General features: G+C 57.1%; 23 protein-coding genes and 1 pseudogene. 14 read left to right on the top strand and 10 right to left on the bottom strand.

Annotated features, from left to right (window positions below):
• Nucleotides 1-68: 68 nt before the first annotated feature.
• From rutD to rutA, 4 genes are read right to left on the bottom strand one after another with little or no spacing between them, the layout of a single operon-like run.
• Nucleotides 69-836 (bottom strand): pyrimidine utilization protein D, encoded by a 768-nt coding sequence (gene rutD, locus LC039_RS20840; RefSeq protein WP_226627985.1) that lies wholly within the window; start codon nt 834-836, stop codon nt 69-71.
• Entirely contained in the window at nt 836-1219 is a 384-nt protein-coding gene (gene rutC / locus LC039_RS20835; protein WP_066102353.1) for a pyrimidine utilization protein C, read from the bottom strand. Before rutC ends, rutD begins: the two co-directional genes overlap by 1 nt.
• Nucleotides 1212-1907: an isochorismatase family protein gene (locus tag LC039_RS20830; protein WP_226627983.1), complete on the bottom strand. Its 696-nt coding sequence runs from the start codon at nt 1905-1907 to the stop codon at nt 1212-1214. Before LC039_RS20830 ends, rutC begins: the two co-directional genes overlap by 8 nt.
• 8 nt (nt 1908-1915) lie before the next feature.
• Complete coding sequence (rutA, locus tag LC039_RS20825) at nt 1916-3001, bottom strand: pyrimidine utilization protein A (protein ID WP_226627982.1); 1086 nt, start codon at nt 2999-3001, stop codon at nt 1916-1918.
• Between the two features lie 588 nt (nt 3002-3589).
• Here rutA and LC039_RS20820 point away from each other — a divergent pair.
• The 6 genes and pseudogenes from LC039_RS20820 to LC039_RS20800 all read left to right on the top strand — a co-directional run bounded on the left by LC039_RS20820 (nt 3590) and on the right by LC039_RS20800 (nt 8416).
• Entirely contained in the window at nt 3590-4681 is a 1092-nt protein-coding gene (locus LC039_RS20820; protein ID WP_226627981.1) for a helix-turn-helix domain-containing protein, read from the top strand.
• A pseudogene (locus LC039_RS27100) lies at nt 4671-4997 on the top strand (plasmid mobilization protein); the annotation flags it as partial. The gene LC039_RS20820 and the pseudogene LC039_RS27100, both read left to right, overlap by 11 nt.
• Before the next feature lie 137 nt (nt 4998-5134).
• Nucleotides 5135-6655 carry a relaxase/mobilization nuclease domain-containing protein gene (locus LC039_RS20815; RefSeq protein ID WP_226627980.1) on the top strand — a complete coding sequence of 507 codons (1521 nt, stop codon included), beginning with the start codon at nt 5135-5137 and terminating at the stop codon, nt 6653-6655.
• Nucleotides 6639-6953 (top strand): hypothetical protein, encoded by a 315-nt coding sequence (locus LC039_RS20810; protein ID WP_226627979.1) that lies wholly within the window; start codon nt 6639-6641, stop codon nt 6951-6953. Before LC039_RS20815 ends, LC039_RS20810 begins: the two co-directional genes overlap by 17 nt.
• A 15-nt stretch (nt 6954-6968) precedes the next feature.
• Nucleotides 6969-7379: a hypothetical protein gene (locus LC039_RS20805; protein WP_226627978.1), complete on the top strand. Its 411-nt coding sequence runs from the start codon at nt 6969-6971 to the stop codon at nt 7377-7379.
• Nucleotides 7379-8416, top strand: coding sequence for a type IV secretion system protein (locus tag LC039_RS20800; RefSeq protein WP_226627977.1), 1038 nt, complete (start codon nt 7379-7381; stop codon nt 8414-8416). The genes LC039_RS20805 and LC039_RS20800 overlap by 1 nt, the downstream gene beginning before the upstream one ends.
• Before the next feature lie 17 nt (nt 8417-8433).
• Here the strand turns inward: LC039_RS20800 and LC039_RS20795 are convergent, their stop codons facing one another.
• The 6 genes from LC039_RS20795 to LC039_RS27090 all read right to left on the bottom strand — a co-directional run bounded on the left by LC039_RS20795 (nt 8434) and on the right by LC039_RS27090 (nt 16261).
• A complete protein-coding gene (locus LC039_RS20795; RefSeq protein WP_226627976.1) occupies nt 8434-10104 on the bottom strand; it encodes a hypothetical protein in 1671 nt (556 codons plus the stop codon).
• A gap of 779 nt (nt 10105-10883) precedes the next feature.
• Nucleotides 10884-11543: a nucleotidyltransferase domain-containing protein gene (locus LC039_RS27095; protein ID WP_226627974.1), complete on the bottom strand. Its 660-nt coding sequence runs from the start codon at nt 11541-11543 to the stop codon at nt 10884-10886.
• Nucleotides 11544-11546: 3 nt separating this feature from the next.
• On the bottom strand, nt 11547-12521 hold the full coding sequence (locus LC039_RS20785; RefSeq protein WP_226627972.1) for a pentapeptide repeat-containing protein: 975 nt from the start codon (nt 12519-12521) through the stop codon (nt 11547-11549).
• An 82-nt stretch (nt 12522-12603) separates the two neighbouring features.
• Nucleotides 12604-15267 carry an AAA family ATPase gene (locus LC039_RS20780; RefSeq protein WP_226627970.1) on the bottom strand — a complete coding sequence of 888 codons (2664 nt, stop codon included), beginning with the start codon at nt 15265-15267 and terminating at the stop codon, nt 12604-12606.
• 104 nt (nt 15268-15371) lie between these two features.
• Complete coding sequence (locus tag LC039_RS20775) at nt 15372-15530, bottom strand: hypothetical protein (protein WP_226627969.1); 159 nt, start codon at nt 15528-15530, stop codon at nt 15372-15374.
• A 299-nt stretch (nt 15531-15829) separates the two neighbouring features.
• Complete coding sequence (locus LC039_RS27090) at nt 15830-16261, bottom strand: helix-turn-helix domain-containing protein (protein ID WP_226628179.1); 432 nt, start codon at nt 16259-16261, stop codon at nt 15830-15832.
• Nucleotides 16262-16369: 108 nt separating this feature from the next.
• Between LC039_RS27090 and LC039_RS20765 the strand changes: the two genes are divergently transcribed.
• The 8 genes from LC039_RS20765 (at nt 16370) to LC039_RS20730 (ending at nt 22830) form a co-directional block, all read left to right on the top strand.
• Nucleotides 16370-16579 (top strand): helix-turn-helix domain-containing protein, encoded by a 210-nt coding sequence (locus tag LC039_RS20765; protein WP_226627967.1) that lies wholly within the window; start codon nt 16370-16372, stop codon nt 16577-16579.
• Between the two features lie 212 nt (nt 16580-16791).
• Nucleotides 16792-17880: a tyrosine-type recombinase/integrase gene (locus LC039_RS20760; protein WP_226627966.1), complete on the top strand. Its 1089-nt coding sequence runs from the start codon at nt 16792-16794 to the stop codon at nt 17878-17880.
• A 69-nt stretch (nt 17881-17949) separates the two neighbouring features.
• Complete coding sequence (locus LC039_RS20755; protein WP_226627964.1) at nt 17950-18225, top strand: hypothetical protein; 276 nt, start codon at nt 17950-17952, stop codon at nt 18223-18225.
• Complete coding sequence (locus tag LC039_RS20750) at nt 18222-18623, top strand: hypothetical protein (RefSeq protein WP_226627963.1); 402 nt, start codon at nt 18222-18224, stop codon at nt 18621-18623. The genes LC039_RS20755 and LC039_RS20750 overlap by 4 nt, the downstream gene beginning before the upstream one ends.
• Nucleotides 18623-19762 carry an AAA family ATPase gene (locus LC039_RS20745; protein WP_226627961.1) on the top strand — a complete coding sequence of 380 codons (1140 nt, stop codon included), beginning with the start codon at nt 18623-18625 and terminating at the stop codon, nt 19760-19762. The genes LC039_RS20750 and LC039_RS20745 overlap by 1 nt, the downstream gene beginning before the upstream one ends.
• Nucleotides 19763-19988: 226 nt before the next feature.
• Entirely contained in the window at nt 19989-20228 is a 240-nt protein-coding gene (locus tag LC039_RS20740; protein WP_226627959.1) for a hypothetical protein, read from the top strand.
• Nucleotides 20229-20290: 62 nt separating this feature from the next.
• Nucleotides 20291-20686 (top strand): hypothetical protein, encoded by a 396-nt coding sequence (locus tag LC039_RS20735; protein ID WP_226627958.1) that lies wholly within the window; start codon nt 20291-20293, stop codon nt 20684-20686.
• On the top strand, nt 20686-22830 hold the full coding sequence (locus LC039_RS20730) for a hypothetical protein (RefSeq protein ID WP_226627956.1): 2145 nt from the start codon (nt 20686-20688) through the stop codon (nt 22828-22830). Before LC039_RS20735 ends, LC039_RS20730 begins: the two co-directional genes overlap by 1 nt.
• The last annotated feature ends 100 nt before the right edge of the window (nt 22831-22930 follow it).

The following is a 22930-nucleotide window of genomic DNA, read 5'->3' as shown; positions in this document are numbered from 1 at the left end:
TTTGTCCAGCGACAACCGGGCGGGCGACAGCCCGCCCCGCGCTCACCGCGCCGCCGCGCCGGACAGGCTCATTCCCCCGACAGGAAGGGCAGAACCTCGGCCTCGAATGCCTCGCGCTTGGTGAGGTTCATCGCGTGACCGCCCTGATCGAAGACCACGAGCTTGGCGCCGGGGATGCGTGCCGCAAGCCGCTCGGACTGCGCCACGTCGACCAGCGCGTCGTCCTTGCTGGCGATGAGCAGGATGCCTGCCCCGTTGTCGATCTGCGGCAGGCGGAAATCGCGCAGCGCGTTGATGCGGTGGGTGATCGTCGCCGCACCTTGGAAGTGGGCGACCGCGTGCGCTTCCTCGGCGGCGATCTTCTCGGGAAACGCCGCGATCCAGAACGGCGGGTAGAGGAAGTTCATCTGCAGCGCGGCGAAGGCCGGCAGCCCCTGCCCCGCCAGCGTCGCAAGCCGGATGTCGAAGCAGCGCGCGGTGTGGGCGTCGATCTCCGGCCAGGCGTTGATCGCCACGACCCGCCCGACGCGCCGGTCGACGCGCGCCGCCAGATCGAAGCCGACCAGACCGCCGAGCGCGTGGCCCATCAGATCGAAGCGATCTACCCCTGCGGCATCGCAGACCTCGAGCACATCATCGGCCATCTGCTTGATCGAGGTCGGCCCCAGATCACAGGCATTCGCGCCGGTGCCGCGCTGGTCATAGAGGATGAGGTCGAAGCGCGGCTTCAAGGCCTCGAGATGCGGCGCCCAGTAGCCCTGCGCCCCGCCAAGACCCGAACACAGAACAAGCGTGCGGGCGCCCTCGCGCCCGCACTTGTGGTGAGTGAAGTCCATTACTTGATGACCGCAACCGTGGCGATCTCGACCAGCGCATCGGGCTTCACGAGACCGCATTGGATGCAGTAGCGCGCCGGCTTGTCGCCCGGGAAATAGGTCGCGTAGACCTCGTTCACCGCGGCGTAATTGGCCCAGTCGGTGACGAAGATGTGGTTCATCACCACGTCGTCCATCGTGCCGCCGGCCTTCTCGACCACCGACTTGATGGTCTCCAGCACGTGCTTGGTCTGCGCCGCCGCATCGCCCACGTGCACGACGTTGTTTTCCTTGTCGAAGGGCAACGTGCCCGACACGTACACAACCCCGTCGGCCAGCACGCCCGGGAGGTAGGGTGCGAGCGGCTTGCCGGTGCCTTCGGGGATCACGGGAGTCTTAGGCATTCGAAAGTTCCTTTTCTTCCTTGGAGATGAGCGCGGCGCAGAAGTCGTCCGTCTTGGCGACCCAGCCGAAGAAGGTGGCGACGTTGTAGACCGAGGCCTGCTGGATGAAGTCCGGGCCGAGGTGGTTGGTGGCGTCCTCGAGCATCAGGCAGTGGTACTCGAGGTGGAAGGCATCGCGCAGCGAGCTTTCGACGCAGACGTTGGTGGCGATGCCGGTGAAGATCAGCGTCCGGATCCCGCGCGAGCGCAGCGCGCTGTCGAGGTAGGAGTTGAAGAACCCCGAGTAGCGCGGCTTGGGGATCAGCAGATCGCCCTCCTGCGGCTGCAGCTCGTCGATGATGTCATAGTCCCAGCCGCCCTTGGCCAGAAGCTGGCCCCAGAGCTCGGGGCGCTTCTTCATGGTCTTGATGGCATTGGACTTCTTGACGTTCGGCGAGTCCGGACCGCCGGCCTCGACGTAGGCCGGATCCCAGCCGTTCTGCAAGAAGGTGACCAGAACGCCGGCGTCGCGGCAGGCCTTGGTCACCTTCGAGATGTTCTCGATGCAAGAGCGCGCGCCGGAGACGTCGAAGCCCGCGAGGTCGACGTAGCCGCCCTTGGTGGCATAGGCGTTCTGCATGTCCACCACGATCAGCGCGGTGGTCTCGGGGTCGAAGCCGAAGGCTTCGGGTTGTGCGGCAACTTCCATCTCGGTCCTCATGCGGGTTCGGCGACCTGCACCGCCTTGCGGCAGGCCATAAGCGGCTGAATTTTGGAGCCGAAATCCTCGACCCCCTGCACGAAATCGTCGAAGGTCAGCAGAACGCCGCCCGTGCCGGGGACTTCTGCCACTTCGTCGAGCAGTTTCGCGACGGTCTCGTAGGAGCCGACCAGCGTGCCCATGTTGATGTTCACCGCCGAAACCGGATCGGACATCTGCCGCACGTTGGTGTCGGTGCCCGAGGTGGTGTCCGCCGCGCTCTGCAGCCCGAGCCAGGACAGCGCCTCCTGATCGGCCCCCTCCTTGTAGAGCTCCCACTTGGCGCGGGCCTTCTCGTCACTCTCGTCGGCGATGATCATGAAGAGCGCGTAGGTCGACACGTCCCGCCCGGTCTTGGCGGTGGCCTCCATCAGGCGTTCGGCGTTGGACGAAAAGGCCTTGGGTGTGTTCACCCCCTTGCCGAAGCAGAAGTTGTAGTCCGCGTATTTGGCCGAGAACTCCATGCCCGCGTCCGACGAGCCGGCGCAGATCACCTTCATGTCCGCTTGCGGCTGCGGGCTGAGGCGGCAATCCTCCATCTGGAAGAATTCGCCCTTCAGATCGCTCTTGCCGGTTTCCCAGAGGTCGCGCAGCACCTGGGCATATTCCCCGAGGTACTTGTAGCGGGTGCCGAAGAACTCGTCGCCCGGCCACATGCCCATCTGGGTGTACTCGGGCTTCTGCCAGCCGGTCACCAGGTTCACCCCGAAACGGCCGCCCGAGATGGAATCGATGGTCGAGGCCATGCGTGCGACGATCGCCGGCGGCATCACGAGCGATGCGGCGGTGGCGTAGAGCCTGATCTTGCTGGTGCAGGCGGCGAGCCCCGCCATCAACGTGAAGCTCTCGAGGTTGTGGTCCCAGAATTCCGTCTTGCCGCCGAAACCGCGCAGCTTGATCATGGTGAGCACGAAGTCGAGGCCGTATTTCTCGGCGCTCATCGTGATCTGCTTGTTGAGCTCGAAGCTCGGCTTGTACTGCGGCGCGGTCTCGGAGATGAGCCAGCCATTGTTTCCGATGGGAAGAAAGACTCCGATTTCCATGTATGACCTCTTGTCTGGACAGGTATCCGGCGGCGCGCGGGCCGTCTGAGGTCAGCAAAGATTTTTTTACCAAACGGTAAAATAAAATTCTGTGGATTTGGCGGGGACACGCCCGAAGATGCTGAAGATCCGGGCGTTTTGACGCGCAGGCGTCAGAGACTGTTCAGAATATGTATCGGAAAGACGGGTTTTCACCGCCAAGCTCGCGCGCCGCCCGGACACGTCGGACGGGACCGTTCCGCGACAGCGGCGACCGCGAAACACACCCGCTGTCTGCCTTGGGCGCCGAAAGGTGTGGTGACAAATATAGGGGGATGTTTGGAGGCGAGTACCGGAATCGAACCGGTGTACACGGATTTGCAATCCGTCTGGAAACATTGAAATAAAAGGGCTTTTCTGTAAACGGCCCCTGTTTGTTCACGACCAGAGATCAGGGACTTACCGGCCAAATGTAAACCGACTTCCAGCGTTCTGCAGACAAAGAAAAACCGCCGGGGAAGCTGCAACTTCCACCGACGGCAATTCAAAAGTAGGTCTCTCCATAGCGTATAGTGTCGTGCCCTCTCTCGCAAGCTTCGGGAGGACGGTATGAGCACGACGCTGACCCACTCCGGCCTGCCCGCGGGCTTAAAGCCGTTTGAGCTGCTCGATATACTCGCCAAGCTTCGCGCGGACTTAGGCTTGCGTGACGAGGACCTGACCTATCTGCGCAGTCTGTTCAGGCTGTCCCGCGCAGAAGACTTCTTGCCTGGTCGTATCTGCGCCGTCTGGGAACGTGTGGCTGGGTTGGCCGACCGCATGAATTTCCACATCCGCAGGGTCACACGGATTGAGACCCGGCTCGAACAACGCGGCCTGATCCTTCGGACTGGCGCGGCGAATGGACGGCGCTTCGGACGACGCGGTGACGATGGCCGCATTGTCTCGGCGGGCGGGGTTAACTTCGCGCCGCTTATAAACCGCGCCGCAGAGCTCTTGGCGCGCATCCGTCAGACATCGGTCGCCGCGGAGCGGCTGAAGGAGGATCGGAACCAGCTAAACGACCTGATCCGTGAGATACGTGGCTTGGACGTGCCTGAAGCACTCAGCGCCGCCCGTGAGGCCTTCCCACGCCTCCGCCCTTCCGAGGTAAGGGATGCGGGCCGGATGAATGCGCTCATTGACGCTCTAGAGGCCATTCTTACCGAGTTTTCGCCCGCACCTGGTCAGACAGTTGAGGCCGCGCCGCCGGACAATTCGGTCCGACCTAATACTGATCGGAAAGAGAAAATCGAAACCTGTAGACGGCAAGCCAGCGTGATGATCACGCCAGCGCAAGTTCTCACGTTGGCTAACGAGGATTTGCGGGAAATGATCGCAATCTACGCTGAGGCGGCTGGAGAGACCTACCTGCCGAGCTTGCCAACGATCTCTCTGGCGGCGCGTGAGCGAGCGCGGATGCTGGGCATATCCTGCATGGAGTGGGATGTCGCGCGTGACCAACTTGGAGAGCTAAGGACCGTTCTCTGCCTGCTAATCACCGATCGAAACTCTGTTCGCATGGGGCGTTTCGCCGTGCGCAATCCAGCCGCCGCTTTCGTCGGCTTAGCGCGGAAGACTACCCGTGGAGATGCAGTGATTGCCGCGCTGATCGCCGAACTCAGAAACTCCACAGTCGGAGTGACTAGTCATGACCGGTAGGCAAAGAGCAAGGCGACCCATGTCATACGCTGGCGCTTCTGACACGGGGCCTTGCGAGGGGTGGCAAGCCTCCCCTTCGAACCCCACCGGCACGGGACAAGCCCGCGCCAAGGAGCCGCTATCGGAAACCTTCGTCTTCCGCTGCACTGCCCAAGAAAAGGCAACGCTCCGTGGCAAGGCCAAATCGGCCTGCCTGCCTGCCTCCGAGCTCCTGCGCGAGGCGCTCTGGGGCACGCGATCTCGGAGGCGCAAGCCCGTAGTGCCCGTCGACCCGCTGTTAATCCGCGGCATTGGAAAGATCGGGGGCAACATGAACCAGATCGCTGCTCGGCTGAACAGCTCAGAGCGTCGCGGCTTCATTCCTCGCATCAGTGCAATGAAGCTGTACGCCTGCTTGGTCAGCATCGAGCGTCTGCTTGCGGTCCTTGTCGATGCGCATCGGAGGCCGCCGGGATGCTGATCAAGTTCTTTCCGAATGGCAGGGGCGGCGGCGCAGGGCCGGTCGAGTACCTGACCGCAGAAACCGTACTCGCTTACGATGGCAATCGCGATCTGATCCGCGATGCATCAGGCCGACCAGAGTCCGTGACACGCGAACCGCTGCCCCAAGTCGTGCGCGGAAACCCCCAGCTTATGATCGACCTGATCGACACCTGCCCACACCAGTGGACCTATCGCGCTGGCGTCGTCAGCTTCGCCCGCGAGGACGCCCCGACCGAGCGCCAGCAGCAGGAGGCTATCGACCGCTTCGAGGAGATCGCCTTCGCCGGCCTGGATGCCGACCGCTATGCCTGCCTCTGGGTGCGCCACACCCACGAGGATCGCGTCGAGCTGCATTTCTGCACGCCCCGCATGGAGCTGCACAGCGGGCGCAGCCTCAATATTGCCCCACCCGGCTATGAGCGCGCCTTCGACAGCCTGCGCGACCTCATGAACAAGACGCACGGCTGGGCAGATCCCATGGACGTGGAGCGCGCGGCCGAGGTGAAGACAGTATCAGAGGCCCCAGACCGCGCTGCGGGGCGCGACGGGCTCCATGCCTGGATCGGCGACCAGATTTCCATGGGGCTGATCGAAGATCGGGCGGACATGGTCGCCGCCCTGACTGATGCAGGCTTCGAAGTGCCCCGAACGGGAAAGAATTATCTGACAGTCAAAGACCCCGAGACCGAAGAGCGGTTTCGCCTGAAAGGAGCGATTTTCCATGAAGACTGGAGAGCCGAAGCAACGGCTGAGCGAGAGACTGAACGCAGACATGGAGCGGATCAGGGCCGAGAACGCCGCCTCGATCGACGCGCAGTTGCAGAGCTTCAGGACCGATTTGAAGGGCATTGCCGAAAACGCGCTGGCTACAATCAAGACCGATACGGAAGGCTACCTGCTGCGCGTGAGGAAACACCTCATGAGGCAGAGCGCGAACGCAGCGCGGCCGGAGTGGAAAGCCCTGATGTGGCCGACATTGGCGGCTTGCTGCCTGATGATCAGCACTGGGATTTCGACATGGTCGGTCATGACCTGGCTGATGCCGAACTTGAACACGATGGGTCTGCGAGTGATCGACCGTCCCGAGGCGACATATCTGATCCCACGCGATGGCCGGGCGACGCTGGACCGCTGCCAATTGGCGGGGGAACCGGTGGACTGTCTCGTTCTGCCGAAGGAGTGAGCGATGCATGGTCTGACAGCGTTAGAGCGCGAATTGCTGAGCTGCGTCGAGCGGTTGACGGAAGCCTCGAAGGAATCTGCGCAGGAATTGACAACCTACGGCGAGGAGACGCGGACGGAGCTGGCTGGGTTACGCAGCTCCGTGATCGCGTTGCTCAGATCACAGCTCTCCTTGGCCGCAGCGTTGAGCGCCTGGATGCCGGATTCCGCGCAACTCAACGACAGCATGGAACAGGCGCAGAGGGCGAAGAAGCACCTCGAGACGCGCTGAGCGAAGACAGGGAGGATACCCATGCGCTCCGACACTAAACCGCGCTTCCCGGTGAACCCATGGTTGGCATGGCGTCCAGGCAGTGATCGCGCGTTCGACGCCTTGGAACGTATCGGGGTGCTTATCCGCAGCGGGGCAAGCTGGGACGACAGCTATGCGTTTGAGCTAGGCGCGCAGGCCCGCCGCTACTCAAACCAGTGCCCAAAGGGCTTTCGCCAAGGGCTGGAAATCGTGCTCAGCGAACACGGCAATCTCGCCGCGATCCAAGGTTGGCTGAGCGCGGCCCCGAGCCGCGACTTCACGCACATAGACCAGTCACCTCGAAGCGCCGACTGACCGGAGGAAACCGACATGAAATTGCTCATCACGCTAATCCTGTTCGCCTCGGCTGGCCCCGTCTACGCAGACACGGCCACGCCTTTACTTTCCGCCAGCGCTGCCCGAACAGATCGCTACGGCTGCACGCTCAGACAGCGCCCGGATGGAATGACCTACAGCGGATTTCGCGATGCATGGCGCAATACCGCCGCAGATGACCTCTATTCCCTGCGAAGACACCAGGCGGCGCTAGAGGCGGGCTCATGTGCCTGCGATACACTCTGGCCTGACTGGTCCAGCATCAAAGAGGAGTTCGACGCGCTTGGTTTCGCTGATCCGCAGGCAACGGACAGCCTTCATGTCACCTGGGCCGCCGCCGAGTATTTCCCTGTCATTTCGAACCTTCGCGCAGCACTGCGGGAACAATGTCAGGAGGCTGATTGATGGGGATCGTTACATTCATCGTGGAGGCAGCCGACAAGGGCCTCGATACCGTCGCAACTTCGCAGTTCGCCGCCGTAGCAGAGATTTCCGGCACGATCATCATGGGGGCCGCGACCGTTGCGATCATCGCGCTCTTCATCAACATGGCATGGCAAATTCGGCCCATGGACGGGCGAGAGATGCTGGTGCTGCTCTTCAAGATCAGCTTGATCAAGGCGTTCGCGCTGAACTGGGCGAACTTCAACTTTGTCAGCCAGCACCTGATCGACGGGCTAGACGAGCTCGCTGGCAGCCTGATCGGCTCAGCGACCGGCGAGGATGCGATTGGGTCGGCCTACTTCGCGGCGCGGTTCGATCTGCAAATGGACCGGCTGGCAGAGTATGGCAATGAAGCCGCATCGCACATGTCTAGGGTCAGCAAAGCTCTGATGGGCGTATTCTTCATGGCCCTAATCGCCTTGGTCGGCGGGTTGGCAGGAGCAGTCCTGGTGCTCGCGAAGATGATGATCACGCTGCTGATCGGATTGGCGCCGATCATGATCCTTTGCTCGATGTTCGACGTGACCAAGGACTACTTCCACCGCTGGGTATCCTCGCTGGCAAGCTTTGCTCTTTATCCAGTCGTCATCGCCGGGGTATTTTCGATGGTCTTCGGCTTGGTTACACTTTTGGTCAGTGATCTTGGGTCGGTGGACACTGCTGACAAGGCTGGCAAGATGGTCCCGTTCCTTGGCGTCGTGATCCTATCTCTTGCTATGGTTGTCGCCATTCCGTTTATCGTACCGATGCTATCCGGGAACCTACAAGCAGGTTGGCCAGCCTCGGTCCCAACTGGAAGCATTCAAAAGCTAGCGCGACAAACACAAGCAAAACATTCCAACAACTCCAATTCGTCGTTTCTTGATCGCAAGCCCAAAAGCACATCAGAGCCTAGAAGCCAGTCAACCTCAGCAAAAGACCGGCCGCATACAGATGGAACAGGGGCGAAGGTGCAGAGACGTCTAGAGCGCACCGAAAGACTCAAAAAATGGGGCTGAGACCACTTGGATACTACTTAGAAGCCAAGAGCCTCATTCAATTCAGTGGAGTCAAATCTCACGACATGGTCTATCTGTGCATGAAGAGTCGAAAGAGTTTCCGACAAATCTCCATGAGGCGAATACCCTTCCGGCTCCACAACTCTAGATATTAGATTCATCTTTATAGTATGGGGCAGTCCGGTATTTGCGAGTCTATTTGTGAATCGAACAAACGACTCCCATCTGTCAATTCTAAACCTATCAGGAAGAAATTCATTGGCGGCTATCTCTCTGAGGGCTGACCCGTAGTCTTCAATGGACCATGAGATAATACTAGCTCCACCTTGCTCCTTGAAATTATCCTGGAGAAGGTGGTAATTTTCCTCTGGCAACTTCTCATGCGTAAGAATCCAGTCCTCAAGGAAACCCATTATCTCCCAAATTAAACGCATTGCTAGAGTTGGAAACTCATCCTCGGGATCGACAATGTCTTCATTGGAATGGACAAGAGTCAACTCACGCACCAGAACTGACATATACATGAGCCACATATGACTCTCTTGGCCTTGCAACATAGCAGAACGCACCATTATGTCGAAAAACTTCGCCGTAGAATATGTGATATCACCTAGCAGGTCTGCGTTGTCGTCATAAGGCTTTTCCAAAAGCATTCGCCTGTAATCTTGATCAGTCTTGATCGTTCGGATCGTTTCGTCGCCAACCGGCTTCCACACTAAATGGTCGGCCGCGAACTTGCTATCTAGAATTATTGCCCTCAATAAGTCGGCTTGCGCCTCGTTGGGAAACCCTCCGCCACCCCACTCTGTCGAAAGGAGCTTTAGCTCTCTAAAAAAGTGGCTATCTGGTGCATGCATCATCCGGCGCATGATCTCGGCCAAAAAATCTTCGGTAGAGCGAACGGGAAATTTCATGATCTCAACGATAAAATCAGCTCGCGAAAATACCAAAAATTTTAACAATCCCGGATGTTCCAGAAGTGCAGCTTCTAGCTCGACTGCATTCTGAGTAGCGCGACTGTAGCTTGGCGTGAGGTGGGCGAGAGGGGAAATGACGAACCGACCAGATTTACACAGAAGGCCACGCACATCAAATCCCGCAATATGGAAACGTCTACGCCCTTCAATTGAATCCTGAAGCATGCCCGCAATAGATTGCTTAAAGGGACCCCCAAACGCTAGCCAATCATGCAATTTTTGCCCAATCGTCTTCCGGTGGGCAGCCTTTCCAATTAGGGGCATATACGGCTTCAAGAGCTCAGTTAACTCAAGATAACGGCGCTGATGAAGCAGCCGTCCAGCAAGAATGTTTAGTTTTTCGAGCGATCCAGCCGTTGGCTTGGAGAAACGATATAGAACATAAGCGATAGCGCACCAGAGCAAAATTAAAATATACGCAAATCCGCCAACCCCAATAGAGCTAGCTTCCATAAGCGAAATAAAATTTACCAAAACCTGCGGGTAAAAATCTGGCAGCCGACTTTGTGGTGCTTTGGGTAGAATTAAAATAGAAACAGAGACCACCATACCCAAGAAAGAAAACACCTGCCGCTTGGCATGTAGCGAAATTCTCAGTTTTGAAACGCTATCTAAAAGCGCGTATCCGGCAGCTAGAAAACCCAAAAACGTCAGAAAACCATCTATAGACATAGTACTATTTAGATATCCTTTCACGTATGATTTATACATACGCTTTAGCTCCCCGGAGGTGATTAGTCGAATCAAATCGGAGAGCGTATCAATCCTAAAGTTTTCAAGCTCAGCAACTCATGTGTCAGCAGACATTTATCTTGTCACGCGAAGAGACCGAGCTTCAAGTCGTCCCGCCCGACCATGGAGCACACAAACAATCTTCGATTAAGAATGCTGTTGGACGGCCAACGGCACATATCGAAAACCCAATCAAGCGGCGCACTCAGTTTCCGGGAGAGCAATAGGAGTAGACGCAATCAACAGCTTTTATATCCAATGAAAATTCCAGAATCCCTTATGGAGTTAAGATTCCGGTATCCTCTCTAGATGCGTCAGTCATAGCTAACTCAGTGGAGCGTTTGGATTGTTCAAGTGCTGAACTACATCATCTTCGGCTCTCTGACTTTGCGTCCTTAGCTACGCGTCCCTTTAGCCATCTGCCGACTTCCCGTCTAGCTGCGCCAAAGCCAGCTTGAATTCAGAGAGTAGATTGGGAAAGTCCGAGGAAACCTTTCCTTCAGCGACAGCGCATCGGCTCTCGTCAGCAAGCAAGCCGGTCGCGCGCGATAGTTCCTTTAATGCTCGTTCTGCAGGTCGAACCTGCTGCTCCGAGAACTGACACTCAAGGCCTTTAACCCAACGCTGTATCGAAGCCTCACTCAGCCCGAGAAGCGCGACACCTCTCGATGCCTCGGACGCTTCATTAGCCACAGCCAAGACCTCTCGCTCAATCGAGATTCTCTTCCGAAAATTACGCGTTCTGCCTTCGGATTTCGTCATCGTACCAAGACCTCCACCGATCTTGCCCAAGCTATACAGCTTCGCGTGAGCTTTCCAACGTCAAAATGAACCAGCGGTTCGGGCGAGCCGCGAGTACTTGCGTGCCTACAAGCTGCCAGGACCTCATAATCTTCCTTTGCGATCGGAGCCGGGCAGTTCTCTAGAAGGAATGGAGAGTTTCTCCCAAAGTTCACTTCAGAACACAGAATACTAGAGGCCGACATCGCGATGTTTCTGAGGCAAACATAGATAATTCCAAGCTCATAGATTAGGTTCTGCGGCCGCATTCTGAGCTGATCTGGTACACCTTCGAGAACCTCCCGAAGGCCTTCAATATCATCGGCGCAATTCCTGTACGCTGATGGAGCCCCAAATATATCTCTCAAACTTTTGAATCCGGGAAGAGGGCGAGACTCCCCAAATAGGTGCCAAGCGAACAAATCTCCAGACCTGAAGAAATGGCGCATCTTTGCCATTCCGTACCAGGATATTGAGGGGCTGTGCGAAAATTCCCTGCTCACTATCTCTCGCACATAATGCTCCGATTGAGTACCACCATCGTCCGGACACAGCACTAAAATATCCAAATCACTACTGCTATCCGGAGAGCCCCGCCCATAAGACCCGAACACCGAAACGTTTATAATGGGTGCCAAGTTTTACCTCCGAGAAACTGCTCTAAAAATGTACGCCACGAACATCCCGCCAAAAGTAATTTTTAACACCGATAGGGCGGCAATTATGTACACTGACTGATTTTTGACCTCGGTAGATGATGCGCCCAGAACTTCAAGGATATTAGCTTTCATATGCACCCAAAGAAGGGCCCAAGCGCTGGACACCGTAGTCGCTGGATTTTGGTGCACTTGCGCTATTACCGCGATGAAAGATAGAATAAGCACTGAGATCAGGCAGGAAAGAATCAAATTTGAAAGCTTCTCGCCATGCCCCCAAACTTTCGAGCTCGCCCACAGACAAAGAGAACGAAAGCGAACATTCAACTGGTCTGATAGGCTTCCATACTTCTTTACATAGTATGCCTCTTGACGTTTCCGCGCCCTCTTAAGGTGCTCTCGTTCCTGCTCAACCTCCAACAAAGTTAACTGCCGAACTTCTTTTGCCTCTCCGAGCGTTACGGAGTTTCGGCGAAGAGATTGAATGATCTCCTGAGCCACGTTTGGTCGGGCGGGCAACTGCTTGATAATTTGCTTATAGTCAATAGGCGTCTCGTCAATCGTGATGTATTCGAAGCGACAATTTTGAAAAGTCGCAGTCCTGAAGTTACACCTTCTTATTTTAGCTCCCGTGAAATTACAGTTCTCAAAGTGGGCGCCATGGAAGTAGCAGTCCTCCAGACTTGCGTATCTAAAATCAAAGCTTTCAAACTGCGCCCCCTTCCCGCTAACATTAATCAACTCGGAATTTTTAAAGTCCTTTCGAGTGGAATTTTTAATCGAGCACCTCTCAAACACTTTTGGAGCAAAAAATGCAATTCCCTCATGCTCGTAAGGTCGAGTAGGCTCAAAGCTTTCAGTACCTAGATCGCTGCGCTTGCCTTCCACAATAGCTGGTAGGCTCTCATCTCTTGTGCTGGGCATAACAATGCTCTCCATCGCGTCGGTGTATCTGGACATTTAAGGCTTCAAGCGCAACGTAAAAGGCTCGCTCGGGAGAGGGGGGGGGCTATACAAAAAAGCGCCGAACCCACACCGGGCTCTATTCAATAAACTTCGCTTTCCGTGGCTTCTCGAGGAGCTCACGGCGGGCCGAAGTTTTCTTACGCCGTTCTTTTAAAGATCTACGGAAAGTGTCTAGATCATTCAGGTCCTGTTTTAACTCTGAAGGTCTTGGCGGAGGTAGATCCCGCCCCTCTGACATGTCATGGCCAGATCGTTCCGATGCTCGTTTCATTGCGTGGTAGATTGCCGCGTAGTCGTCATCAGTCACTTCCACGTCTCTTAGTCTCCCTGTCATTACGTCAGGCACAAAGCGAACAACCGTTTTGGCTAACACCACCTCTTCCACCGCACGCTCCCACGACTCTCGAAGGTCGGTATAGAAGTCTTTAATTTTTCGACGGTACTGGTCCGTGTCGAAGTCTGTTTCGTCGGCGAGCTCATTAGCCCTGCTTTGTAGGCTTGTAATTCTCGACGCGATATCCGCCACCCATGGCTCACTGTCTTCATGTATTACGCCAAATCCTTGGAGGTCCGTTTTCCTCACTACAGTTTTAACTAAAGGCGCAAGCTCCCTCATGCGCGCGGCTTCGGAAATTACTTCATTAAAGAATACTATGTTGTGCGTGAATATTACGACTTGCCGCCCTTTGCAGGCCTCCGCTACAAGTCGGCGCGCCACTTTTCTGACTCTAAGGTGATCAAGTGACGATACTGGATCGTCTACTAGTATTCCGTACTTAACTTTTTCATCAGATATCTCTGCAAGAAAGCAAGCCAACGCTAGTGCGCGCTGTTCTCCCTCAGACAGAATCTCTCTGTTCTTAATTTTGGAGACGCCTTGGAGACCTATCGATACAGCGCTTTGACCGCCTGGGCTTGTTTCGCGCAAGCGGAACGGTAAGTGCGTAAGATCAAGGGCCTTGATTTCACTAGATATGCTCTCTTCTAACTTTTCAGTAACCAAAGCTTTTCGTAGCGCGGTTGTTTGATTGGAAATTGTGCGAGTGCCAACTTTTGACAAGCATGTATCGATACTCTTCTTCCGCATTACGTCCTGAAGGCGCTGCCGAACAATTTCCAGATCTAATCCCAGCTTCGCCCGATCCTTTAGAGAAGATAGCCTTCTCCGCTTCTCATCTAGGGCACCCGTGTGCTTAGCGGCCGCCTCGAATTCGGCGACCTCCAGCTTAAGGAGGTCCACGTCCTTAGAAATATCTTCTACTAGATCGTTTACCTGAGGAAGCTCAGTTTTACCCTTGCCTTCATGAAGGAGACCTGCCTTCCTCATCGAAAGATCGCGAAATGTGTCTAAAATTCTTCGCAATATTTCTTGGCGCTGAGCGTTCAAGTTTTTATATGAGGATAGACTGTCTTGGACGGCTTCAATATTCGGAACGTCAGCGCGTTCTATTTCCTCCAAGCGGCTCTTTAATATTTGATTAGCACGCTCTGCATTTTTTGCTGCTTCACCGCATACAAAATCGTTAAATCTCCGAAGCCGGTCCGCACCGCTCGCTGAGAGCGGCTCTTGGCATAAAACGCAGTAGTCGCCTTCTGAGTCGCGGAGCCGGTCGGGCGCTTCGCCTCCATCGTTTACCGCGAAAGCTCTAGCTGCATCGAAGAGTGTTCGCCAAGCAGACTCTCCTACATTTGGCAACGGTTCCTCAGAAAATGCCTCCGAAGCAGCTAGAGCTTCAACTCTTGATGCAACGCGAAATTCATCCCTCGCGCGGACGAGGGAGTCAGCAGCAGCCACGGAGAGGTTTGCTGTGCATTGATTCAGGCGTAGTAGAACCCTTTCCAGCAATGCAATTGCCCGCCTCCGAATGTCCGCTTGCGCGATAGGGTCTGCCGAGAGCTCTGCTTCCAGTTCCTTTAGTTCTCGAATTTCCTCCGTGGAGAGTCTCGAAAGCTCCTCTAGGAACTCTGGAGATGGTAGTTCTTGGCAATTTGGCCTCAGATTCCCCAAGGCAACACTGACAGTGGAACCAGCGCTGTATCCAGATGGAAGTGGCACCTTGAGGCGTGCGGTCAACTCTTTTGCTTCGAGGGAGAGTTTCTCCCCCACCTGCCTACACAGCTCCCCGTGCCGCTCAAGTAGAGCAAGATCGTGGGGGAGATAGGCAATCTTGTTATCCGCATCGACGTAGAGACGCGCGTTCTGGCTGTCAAAAATAGAGATTTGTTTCAGCGCTGCTGGTGGTTCGGAACTTGCATCCCAATCTATGGTTCGCACTTCCTCTTCGCCGACCCGATAGCGAATTTGAACTCTTTTGGGTTCTTGACTTTCCTCAAAGACGTTTCCTCGCAAATCGTCTCCTGAAAGACTTCTGCAAAGCTTCTTGGCAATTCTTGTGTATCCGCTTTTGCCACTCCCGTTCTCACCGTAAATTAAGGTGATACCCTCAGGAGCCATCCGGAGACTTTGACCTCTCGCAAGTCTGTCAATGTTCTCAACGGGCCCAAGCTGGGTTAGAACCGTTCGCTCTACGTCGCTCTTCTTATTTTCAAGGTGTTTCGGTTCGAGTGGTGAGAGGTGCTCTTTCGCACCAGGCATGCCAGCAGCAGCCTGAATGTTTTCGAGAATGACTTCGAAATCCGTCTTAGTGATCGCTTGATTTGTTGAACCAGCGATCCTCCTCAGGCTATCACTGACCCACGGCTCTTGCTCACCGGCCCACTCCAACAGACTCTTAACCATACCGCTCTCCTTCCAAACGGAAGTTGAGCTCGGTAGCTATTTATTGCAAGGCGAAATTCCGCCGATCACTTCGGTCGGCCGAGGGCCTTCATCCAGCGCTTCAGCTACTCCCACTGTTCGTCGAAGTACTGTTTCAAATCAGGCTGGGACAGCACATCTTCGCTTCTAGAAGGCCCGGCTCGCTTCTGAACTTCTAAGATGCGTGCATAGAGCTCCATGACAGGCGTTGCAGCCTTGGATTGAACTTTCGGTGTTTCGGTCATCGTACTCATCCATATGGTGGTGCTTCTGAACTCACGAAAGCTCCAAGAGACGCCGACGAAGAGAATCAAATCCGGCTGCTGCGCCAACCAGTGTCAACGAGAGCACCCAAGATGCGACTTGCACATTTTGGGGGGCCAAGCCGGTTATGTAGATGAGGGTGCTGAGAAACGCTAGGCCAACGGCAACCCTGCTCATCTTCTCCGCCGTCTCCCTTACCGGGAGAGTCTTTCGAGCCATCATGAACTTCGCGTGCATTTCGGAGCCGTAAAGCTGGACGTCGCGTGGCGTTGGCTGTTGATTATTCGGATTTTCGATCATCATTTGATCCTATGTTTAGGATTGCGTTAGCGTCGGCTGGCTTGATTGCGCCTTCTTGATTTAAGCTCAACTTGATGAGGAGCATTAGGAAATCAGACCATGCCTCTGTCGAACGAAGGTGAGTTTGCCGGTGGAGCTGGTCCAGTCCGGTCCCAATAGTCGATCGCAGAGCTTGTTCTGCCTGATCGTCAAGTTTGTCTCGTTCTCCAGTAAGTAGCCAGCTGGGAGACACCTCCCCGAAGTCGCGCAGACGCAGTATGACTGACGTTGGCAGTTCGCGCTGTCCGGTCTCATACCCTTTGTAGGAGCGTAACGAGGTGCCGAGCGTTTCCGCAAACTCTGCCTGTGTCAGCCCTGCTCCAGCCCTAAGCTTGCGCAACCTTTCGCCGATTTCTTGGAAATTTGTAGACATTTGCACCGATCTGCGTGAAGGTGCCATATATGGCACTTTTGATGGCTTCGTGGCTTAAATGATGCCATTTGCCTCACTTTAGCGCAAATTTTACCGGGAGCACAATAAATGTCACCAACGCTGCTCACAACGAGAGAAGTTGCCGACAAGATGGCCCTTTCCATCCACCGTGTTCGTCAACTGATCGCTGATCGCCAGCTTCGTTATGTCCGAGTTCGGAACCGAAACCTCATACCTGCTGACGCGATCGAAGAGTTCTTTTCCCGAAACACTGTGGCACCGCGTGGAGTGGACGATGACAACGAGAACATCCGTTGACCTGATCTCAGCCAAAGAGCTTGCTGAAAGGCTAGGTTTCGCGAGACCCGGAGACGCCTTTCGAGCTTTCTGTAGCAGACTTGGCATTCACCCAATCCGACGAAACCCACACTACTACGACCCAGCTCATGTGCGCTTTCGGCTTGATCAAGCTCAAGAAATTGGAATGACGAACGTCCAGCCAAAGGGGCGTCATGCGAAGCTTAGCCTAGTTGAACAGCGAAGGAACCGCCTTGCGTAAAAGTAGATTGCCAAAGGGTGTTCACCGCGTACGTCGCAAGCTCGTGTCTGGAGTGAAATTTCACTTTTACGCTTGGCGCGGCGGCCCAAAATTTTGGGAAGATTGCATCTCGCATCCAACTTGTCCCGAGTTCTTTCACGCCTTTGCGGAAGTCACCCAACCGACATCCGCTGGCCTCTACCTGACCGAGGCATTGGTCGACGACTTTTTGTCTAGCGCCGCCGTACCAAAGGGGGAGCGCTCAAAGAAAGATATCGAGCTCTGGGCCAAGCGTTTTCAACTAGAGTTCGGATCGGACCCCGCCGCGATGTTTGAAGAGCCTGCGTCACGTGGAGAGGTGAACAGCTGGCGGAAGCGCTGGCTTCACTCTCCGAAGCAGCACGATATGGCGGCCACCCATGCGACGCGTATCCTGAATTGGGCTGTTGAAGAGGGAAAACTGCGGGAACACCACTGTCACAAGCTGAAGAAGCTGTACGTCGCCAACCGGACCGAGATCGTCTGGACCTCGGACGATCTGAAAAGATTCAACCGCGTCGCCCCTAGGTGGGTGCAGCGCATCCTCGCTGTTGGATGTGAGACAGGACTGCGGGTGTCAGATCTTGTCCAGGTCCGTCTTGATCAGTTCGAGAAGACGCAGCACGGCCAGCGACTGCGGTTCAGGACCAGCAAGCGAGGGCGTGTCGCCTACATTCCTGTGACGCATTCCTTGCGCTGCCTGCTAGAGGAAACCCCCAATGGCCAGGAAACGCTGCTGGTCAGTGAGCTGGGCAAGCCGCTCTCGGCACGTTGGGCATCAAACCAAATTACGAAGTGGCGCCGCGAGGCAAAGGTGGAGCCGTGGGAAGATGGCCGCGAAAAGACGCTGGCGGATACGCGAGGCACGGCTGCAACGCGCCTTCTCAACGCTGACCTGTCGCTGCGCCAGATCGCAACGTTGATGGGGTGGTCCGTTCGCTACGCATCGCAGGTCATCGAAATCTACGCGCGTGTCAGTCCCGACGAAAGTGACGCCGTTCTGGCCCGCCTAGAAGCCGCCAGAACTCGTAGTGAGAAATGAAATTGTAAACACACCTGTAAACAGCGGGGCCGCTACACAGAAGGGAGTGACGCAAGTGCTTGAAGATAAATGGAGGCGAGTACCGGAATCGAACCGGTGTACACGGATTTGCAATCCAGTCGCTTCCACAAAGAAATCAATCAGATAACCCGAAAAGGGTATCAAGACAAAGCCAGAACAAGCCGAGAACTTGATACTCGGAAAAAACTCGATCTGGCAAAGAAAAACCCCGCTGAGACTGCAATCTCGAACGGGGCAGAAGACGCTGAGCAAATCGTCTATGTCTGGGAAAATCATACCCCGGTTTTTCCTCTCGATGCAATGCATGGGAGGGAATTCGCATGACCTGGGCGACCTCTTTTTCCGACATGATGTCGCCACAGCACCTTGGTGCTATCCGAGCGCTGGGCGCCACTCTCAAGCTCGGCACCCGGGAAAGTTGGGACAATCTTCTCCCGATCCTGATAGCTCGCCTTAGCGAAGAGGAACGCGCGGCACTGGCCTTCGTGGCGTTGAAGACCCTCACCCCCACGCAAGCCGCAGAGACCGCACTTTCTGCACTTCCCTCTGGCGCTGGGCGCCCATTGCCGGCGCTCTTCAGCTGCATGGATGAAGCCGCCTTATGGGCCGACATGGCAGAGCCCGAGGAACTCGACGCCTACTGCCTCGCCAGCTTCAACTCGATGCACCCGCGCCGTCAGGCAGCATTCCTACACTTCGTGACCAGGAGGCGAGCCGCGTGATGAGGGATTTTGCTGAAATGGCCGACGAGCTGCGCGCACATGAGCGCGAACATGCCCCTGCAGGATACATGGTCCCCGGCAATGCCGCGCGGGCTGACCAACTCAGAAACAAGCTGCAGCCTCTTGGCGACGTGAAACCTGTGATCAACTCCCGGTACCTGGTCAAAGGCTGGATCGACGCCGGTGCATTCTCGGTGACGTATGGAGACAGCAACGTCGGCAAGACCTTCCTTGCACTCGACATGTCTCTGCACGTTGCCGCGGGTCGGGATTGGCACGGGAACAAGGTTTCACAGGGCGGCGTGGTCTACGTGGCGGGTGAAGGCGGAAAGGGCATCCGGAACCGCATCGAGGCCGCGCGCCGCGAGGATCCAGACTTCGTGCAGTCGGCTGACAGCGCGTTCCTGCTTTTGCCCGAGACACTCGACCTCTGCGCGGATGTTGATGCCAAAGCGCTGACAGCGGCGCTTCGTTCCATGCCCATTCAGGCCACTTTGATCGTGATCGATACTCTCGCTCGCGCCATGGGTGCAGGGGATGAGAACGCGGCGCCAGACATGGGCCGCTTTGTCCGCAATATCGACCTGATCCGGGCCGAGACTGGCGCGCATGTCATGGTGATCCACCACAGCGGCAAGGATGCCTCGAAAGGTGCTCGGGGCAGCAGCGCTCTGCGTGCTGCCGTAGACACAGAAATCGAGCTGACCCGCACTGATAGCACCGTCATGGCTGAGACCCGAAAGCAGCGAGACATGAGCTGTGACAACGTCTTTGCCTACACGATCAGGTCAGTCTTCCTGGGAACCGACGAAGACGGCGATGCCGTGACCTCTGCCGTCGTCCAGCCAGCCGAACCAGTGCAGAAGAAAGCCAAGGTCAGCGGACAGCAGAAGGTTGCGCTGCAAGCACTCGCTGACGCCATGGCCCACCACGGCGAAACCAAACTCAGCGACATGTACCCGAGCAACAGACAGTGCGTCTCACTGTCAACCTGGCAGGAGTACTGCAATCGCCACAGCCTCTCCAGCGGCGAGAGCAGCAGCGCCAAGCGCAAAGCCTTCTTCACAGTCAAGAACGCGCTCCAAGAGAAGGGCGTGGTTCGCGTGGTGGATGACTACGTCTGGAGGTGCGACGAATGAGCGTTACCGGCGTTACCACGCGTTACCAAATCGAAATCGGTAACGGTCATTCCGGCGTTACCAACGTTACCGCGCCCTATAGGGCGGTAACGTTGGTAACGGTGCCCAGGGCTGTCGCAGAGGGCGCCCGAATTCCCAATCCCCACGATCCGAAGAATCCATCTTTTCGCGACGCGCGCTGGGCGTCAGCGCGATCGCGACGCCGACCCACCAGAAAGGCTCTCGCATGACAGTGCACCCGATCAAGACCATGCCCCCGAACTTGGTCAGCGCCTTTGAGGCCCTGATGGTGGAAGCAGAATTGTCTCAGCTCAGCGATATCGAGTTCGCGGACATACTCCTCACATGCGCCTTTCTCCGGCTCACCAGAGCATCGAGCCCCAAGGCCGGCGCTGCATTCATCATCGGACGCGCTTCGCTCCTCGAGGAGCAGGGGCCCACCGGGGGGGGTGATCCATCGATCTGACCCCGAAGGCCGGAAACCGGCTCTCTCGTCTTCTGCACGCATCCACAGTCAGGAATTCACCAATGACCCACCGCACACCTCTCAGGAAAGCCGTGCTGTCCGGCGCCGCAGCAAAGAACCCTCAGCGCTACCGCGATCGGAACGAGCCGCAAGGCGGTCCCGTCCTGGGTCGCGCGCCCACGTACTTCAACAAGCCGCAACGCGCCGCTTGGGCCAAGTTCAAGGTTGAGCTTCCGTGGCTTGTGGAAGCCGACCGGGCGATGGTCGAAATGGCCAGCATTGTCCGGTCACTGATCGAGGACACCCCGGCCGCCGTAAGCGCCGCCATGATCAGGGAGTACCGTCAGCAGCTCTCGGCCCTTGGCGCTACCCCCACCGCTCGATCGAAGGTCAACGACATGCCCGCGCTGGTCGAAGAAATCGACCCTTGGGCGAAATTTGAAGTGGGGGTGAAGTGATGGCCGAGACCACAGCAGACGTTACCGAACGCATTCAAATCCTCCTCGATCTTCAGAAGGACGCGCACGATAAGGCCGCGCGGGCGTCGGCCCGAGAAATCGCCAAGCTCGAAAAGAGCTACGATCCGCTGGCGCGCGCTACGATCCGCTACAAGCAGGAGACAGACAAGCTTGCGACCGCTCTGCGGAAAGGCACCATCACCGAGCAGCGTCATGCGCAGCTGCTGGAAAAGGTTCAGGCTGAATACGACCAGACCGCGGCTCGCCTGAACAAGCTCACCGCTGCCCAAGACGCCCACGCGATGACCGGCAACACAGTGTTCGCCTCGGTGAACCGCAACAAGCAGGCATTCCAGCAGCTCGGATATCAGGTTGGTGACTTCGCAGTGCAGGTCGGCAGCGGTACTTCTGCGCTCACCGCCTTCGCGCAGCAGGGCTCGCAGGTACTCGGCTTCCTCGGCCCGTGGGGCGCGCTGGCCGGCGCAGCCCTTGCAATCACCTTGCCCCTCGCTGGCGCCTTCCTTGACACAGGCGAGGAGGCCAAGAGCTTCGCAGACGCCCTCGAGGATGCCCAGTCTGCAATCGATGCCTATGTCAGCGCCGCCGATCTCGCCATGATGTCGACAGAGCAGCTGGAGGACCGCTTCGGCTCGGCAGCCAGCCGGATACGAGCGACGCTCGACCTCCTCGAGCAAATCGCGCGCTCTGAGGCCCAACGGAAGATCGATGGCATCAATGCTTCGATCTCTGAATTGCTCAACATGGAGACGGACGGCGACCGCCGCCTCGATGTCGCCGAGTTCTTCGGATTCTCGGACCTTGAGTTCTTCTTCGGCGAGGCACGCAAGGGCATCCGCAGCATGGCGGGCGAGTTCCAGTTCTACCAGGACCAGCTCGCGGCTTCCTCTGGCGACCTCGACGCGCAGATCGCCGCCATGTCGCAACTGATCGACGTGACGCGACAGCTTGCGGCCGAGCGCGGCGGAGTCACCGCAGAGGAAGAAGCCCTGATCAAGCAGCTGGCCGAAACCTTGGTGCTGATGGAGGATCAAAGAGGCAAGGTCGAACAGGTCGAGAGCTCGACATATGCCCTCTCTGATGCGGTCTTCTCGGTGGTGGACGCGATCAAGCACATCGACTTCGGTGCGGCCATCGACCAAGCCCAGTCCTTCGCCGACGTCTTGCGAGAGGCTGCGGGTAATGCCTGGAGCATGGCGCAGGCGCGTGCGTACCACGGTGCGAACATGTCCGGTGGCCGAGGTGCTGATCCTCGCCAGTTTGGCGGTTCTGCGCGCGACTGGCAGAAGAACAATCCATATCCGGTCTTCGAAGAGACCGCGAAGCTGCCCAGCACTCGCACGAGAGCCAGCCAAACCGGCGCCAGCGGCACGAACAGGGTGGAACGAGAGGCCGAGCAGGCCGCAGCTGCCTATGACCGCCTGATGCGCTCTCTCGACCCCCTGCGCGCCGTCGCCGGCGAATACGCCGACAATCAGAATGTGCTCAACGAAGCTCTGGCTGCAGGAAAGATTACGAGCGCCGAGTTCGCAGCGGGCATGGAGCTTGTCGACCAGGCGCACGAGAAGGCGCTGGCGGACCTCTCGAAGAACGATGCGCTGAAGAATCTGCGCGACGATGTGGAAGGCCTCACCGAAAGCCTGCTCCGCACGGCGGCAGCAGGCGGCAGCGTCGGCGATGCGCTCCGCAACTTCCTGCTCGACGCCACGCTGCAGGCCGCGGCGCAGAACCTCACCAGCGCCCTATTCGGCGCGGCAGGCAGCACCGGTGGCGGGCTATTCGGCACCATCGCCTCCTCGATTCTCGGTCAGCGCGCCGGCGGCGGCGGTGTCCGAGGTGGCTCGCCGTACCTGGTGAATGAGGGAACGCCGAACAGCGAGGTTTTCGTGCCCTCACGCTCCGGCGGTATCCTGAACGTCCCGCAGGCACAGGCGGCGCTCTCGAAAGCAACTGGTGGCAGCGCGAGCGCAACGACAGTCAGCGTGCCCATCAGCATCGATGCCCGCGGCGCTCAGGCTGGGGTTGCCGAGCAGATCGCGCAGCAGATGGAGCGCATGCGGCCGCAGATGCAGGCCGACGCGGTCACCGCCGTCTATAAGGCGAACAAGGAAAGGCCGCTGCGATGAGGGGGGGGTGTATCGCATCTCCCAGAGGTTGGCACCGGAAACCGGGCTTGCTGCTGCGTGCGCAATATCACCGCGGAAAACAGGGGTGTCCCCTGCTCTC

Source organism: Alloyangia pacifica (genome assembly GCF_020524285.1).
In the GTDB taxonomy this organism is placed as follows: Bacteria; Pseudomonadota; Alphaproteobacteria; order Rhodobacterales; family Rhodobacteraceae; genus Salipiger; species Salipiger pacificus_B.
The sequence above is the reverse complement of the archived record's forward strand: the minus strand, read 5'-3'. Positions and strand labels throughout refer to the sequence as shown.

Bases quoted from the DNA above. Each gene is read 5' to 3' on its own strand.
- rutD (WP_226627985.1), bottom strand. From the start codon at position 836: ATGGACTTCACTCACCACAAGTGCGGGCGCGAGGGCGCCCGCACGCTT.
- rutC (WP_066102353.1), bottom strand. From the start codon at position 1,219: ATGCCTAAGACTCCCGTGATCCCCGAAGGCACCGGCAAGCCGCTCGCA.
- LC039_RS20830 (WP_226627983.1), bottom strand. From the start codon at position 1,907: ATGGAAGTTGCCGCACAACCCGAAGCCTTCGGCTTCGACCCCGAGACC.
- rutA (WP_226627982.1), bottom strand. From the start codon at position 3,001: ATGGAAATCGGAGTCTTTCTTCCCATCGGAAACAATGGCTGGCTCATC.
- LC039_RS20820 (WP_226627981.1), top strand. From the start codon at position 3,590: ATGAGCACGACGCTGACCCACTCCGGCCTGCCCGCGGGCTTAAAGCCG.
- LC039_RS20815 (WP_226627980.1), top strand. From the start codon at position 5,135: ATGCTGATCAAGTTCTTTCCGAATGGCAGGGGCGGCGGCGCAGGGCCG.
- LC039_RS20810 (WP_226627979.1), top strand. From the start codon at position 6,639: ATGCGCTCCGACACTAAACCGCGCTTCCCGGTGAACCCATGGTTGGCA.
- LC039_RS20805 (WP_226627978.1), top strand. From the start codon at position 6,969: ATGAAATTGCTCATCACGCTAATCCTGTTCGCCTCGGCTGGCCCCGTC.
- LC039_RS20800 (WP_226627977.1), top strand. From the start codon at position 7,379: ATGGGGATCGTTACATTCATCGTGGAGGCAGCCGACAAGGGCCTCGAT.
- LC039_RS20795 (WP_226627976.1), bottom strand. From the start codon at position 10,104: ATGTATAAATCATACGTGAAAGGATATCTAAATAGTACTATGTCTATA.
- LC039_RS20785 (WP_226627972.1), bottom strand. From the start codon at position 12,521: ATGTCCAGATACACCGACGCGATGGAGAGCATTGTTATGCCCAGCACA.
- LC039_RS20780 (WP_226627970.1), bottom strand. From the start codon at position 15,267: ATGGTTAAGAGTCTGTTGGAGTGGGCCGGTGAGCAAGAGCCGTGGGTC.
- LC039_RS20775 (WP_226627969.1), bottom strand. From the start codon at position 15,530: ATGACCGAAACACCGAAAGTTCAATCCAAGGCTGCAACGCCTGTCATG.
- LC039_RS27090 (WP_226628179.1), bottom strand. From the start codon at position 16,261: ATGTCTACAAATTTCCAAGAAATCGGCGAAAGGTTGCGCAAGCTTAGG.
- LC039_RS20765 (WP_226627967.1), top strand. From the start codon at position 16,370: ATGTCACCAACGCTGCTCACAACGAGAGAAGTTGCCGACAAGATGGCC.
- LC039_RS20755 (WP_226627964.1), top strand. From the start codon at position 17,950: ATGGAGGCGAGTACCGGAATCGAACCGGTGTACACGGATTTGCAATCC.
- LC039_RS20750 (WP_226627963.1), top strand. From the start codon at position 18,222: ATGACCTGGGCGACCTCTTTTTCCGACATGATGTCGCCACAGCACCTT.
- LC039_RS20745 (WP_226627961.1), top strand. From the start codon at position 18,623: ATGAGGGATTTTGCTGAAATGGCCGACGAGCTGCGCGCACATGAGCGC.
- LC039_RS20740 (WP_226627959.1), top strand. From the start codon at position 19,989: ATGACAGTGCACCCGATCAAGACCATGCCCCCGAACTTGGTCAGCGCC.
- LC039_RS20735 (WP_226627958.1), top strand. From the start codon at position 20,291: ATGACCCACCGCACACCTCTCAGGAAAGCCGTGCTGTCCGGCGCCGCA.
- LC039_RS20730 (WP_226627956.1), top strand. From the start codon at position 20,686: ATGGCCGAGACCACAGCAGACGTTACCGAACGCATTCAAATCCTCCTC.